Below are 1,528 nucleotides of genomic sequence, written 5' to 3'. Positions count from 1 at the left end.
CGCGGTGAGCACCAGGGCGCGGGCCCCGGCGGCGTGGACGTCGCCGAGCAGGGTCAGGCCGCCCCCGGGCAGGCGCACGTCGAGGACCACGACCTGTGGCGCCCGCCGGGGGTCCGCGCCGGCCAGTACGGCCCGGGCGGCCGCCGCGTCGTGCGCGACGCCGACGACCTCCGCGTCACCGTGGACGGCGAGGCCGAGCGCGAGCAGGTCGGTGTACGACCGGTGGTCGTCGACCAGCAGCACCCGCAGCACCTGCGCGCACCCCCTCAATTCTCGGGAGATCAGGACGTCCTCGCCAGAGGTTAGCCTCCCCTCGCTCGAAAAGGGACCGACCCGGCGAACCGGGCGGATCCCCCATGCACCCCGGAGGACCACGTGACCCCATCGACGACCCGACCGACCCGGCGCGGCGTGCTCACCGGCGCCGTCCTCGCCGCCACCCTGCTCGTGGCCGGCTGCGGCGGCGCCCCGGCCGACCCGGCCCCGGCGGCGGGCGACGGGCCGCGCACCCTGACCCTGTACTCGGGGCGGGAGGAGGACCTGGTCGGCCCGCTGCTGGCGCAGTTCGAGCAGCAGTCGGGGATCACGGTCGACACCCGCTACGGCTCGACCACCGAGCTCGCCGCGCAGCTCGCCGAGGAGGGCGGCGCGACACCCGCCCAGGTGTTCCTCTCCCAGGACGCCGGCGCGCTGGGCGCGCTGGCCGGGGCGGGCGCGTTCGCGCCGCTGCCCGAGGAGGTGCGCGGCGTGGTCACCGCGCCCTACACCGCCACCGACGGCACCTGGACCGGGCTGACCGGCCGGGTCCGGGTCACGGCCTACAACATCCGGGTGCCCGAGGCCGAGGTCCCCGCCGACGTCACCGAGCTCACCGACCCGCGCTGGCGCGGCCGGGTCGGCATCGCCCCGACCAACGCCTCGTTCCAGGCCTTCGTCACCGCGCTGCGCGTCCAGGAGGGCGACGACGCCGCCCGCGCGTTCCTGGAGGGACTGCGCGCCAACGAGGTGCAGGTCTTCCCGCGCAACACCGCGATCCTGGAGGCCGTGGACAGCGGCGTCGTCGACGTCGGGCTCATCAACCACTACTACGTGGCCGCCGCCGAGACCCCGCCCGCGAACACCGCGCTGAAGTTCGGCGCGCCCGGCACCGCGAGCGCGCTGGTGAACGTCACCGGCGCCGGGATCCTCGCCAAGGCCGCGGAGTCCACCGAGGCGCGGGAGCTGCTCCGGTTCCTGGTGTCGCCGCAGGCCCAGGAGTACTTCGCCCGCGAGACCGGCGAGTACCCGCTGGTGGCGGGCGTCGCCGGGCCCGCCGGCATGCCCGCGCTGGCCGACCTGCGGGCGCCGCGGCTCGACCTGGCCGATCTGGAGGACCTCGACGGCACGACGCAGCTCATGACCCAGGTCGGGCTGCTCTGACCGTGCTGCTGCGCCGGTCCCCGCCCCGCACCGCGCCGGCCGGCCCGCCGGCCCCGGTGCGGCGCCGGCGACGACCACCCCGTGCCCTGCTGGGCGCGGCGGTGGTCGT

At 76.9% G+C, this 1,528-nt stretch carries 1 protein-coding gene and 1 pseudogene; one reads left to right on the top strand and one right to left on the bottom strand.

The window, feature by feature from the left end; translation table 11 throughout:
- Positions 1–252: pseudogene (locus tag NH602_RS30760) on the bottom strand (DNA-binding response regulator); the annotation flags it as partial.
- A 123-nt stretch (positions 253–375) separates the two neighbouring features.
- Here NH602_RS30760 and NH602_RS30755 point away from each other — a divergent pair.
- Complete coding sequence (locus NH602_RS30755; protein WP_253069676.1) at positions 376–1,419, top strand: extracellular solute-binding protein; 1,044 nt, start codon at positions 376–378, stop codon at positions 1,417–1,419.
- Positions 1,420–1,528 lie beyond the last annotated feature (109 nt).

It is taken from the genome of Pseudonocardia sp. McavD-2-B, from assembly GCF_024124365.1.
Classification (GTDB): Bacteria; Actinomycetota; Actinomycetes; order Mycobacteriales; family Pseudonocardiaceae; genus Pseudonocardia; species Pseudonocardia alni.
The sequence above is the reverse complement of the archived record's forward strand: the minus strand, read 5'-3'. Positions and strand labels throughout refer to the sequence as shown.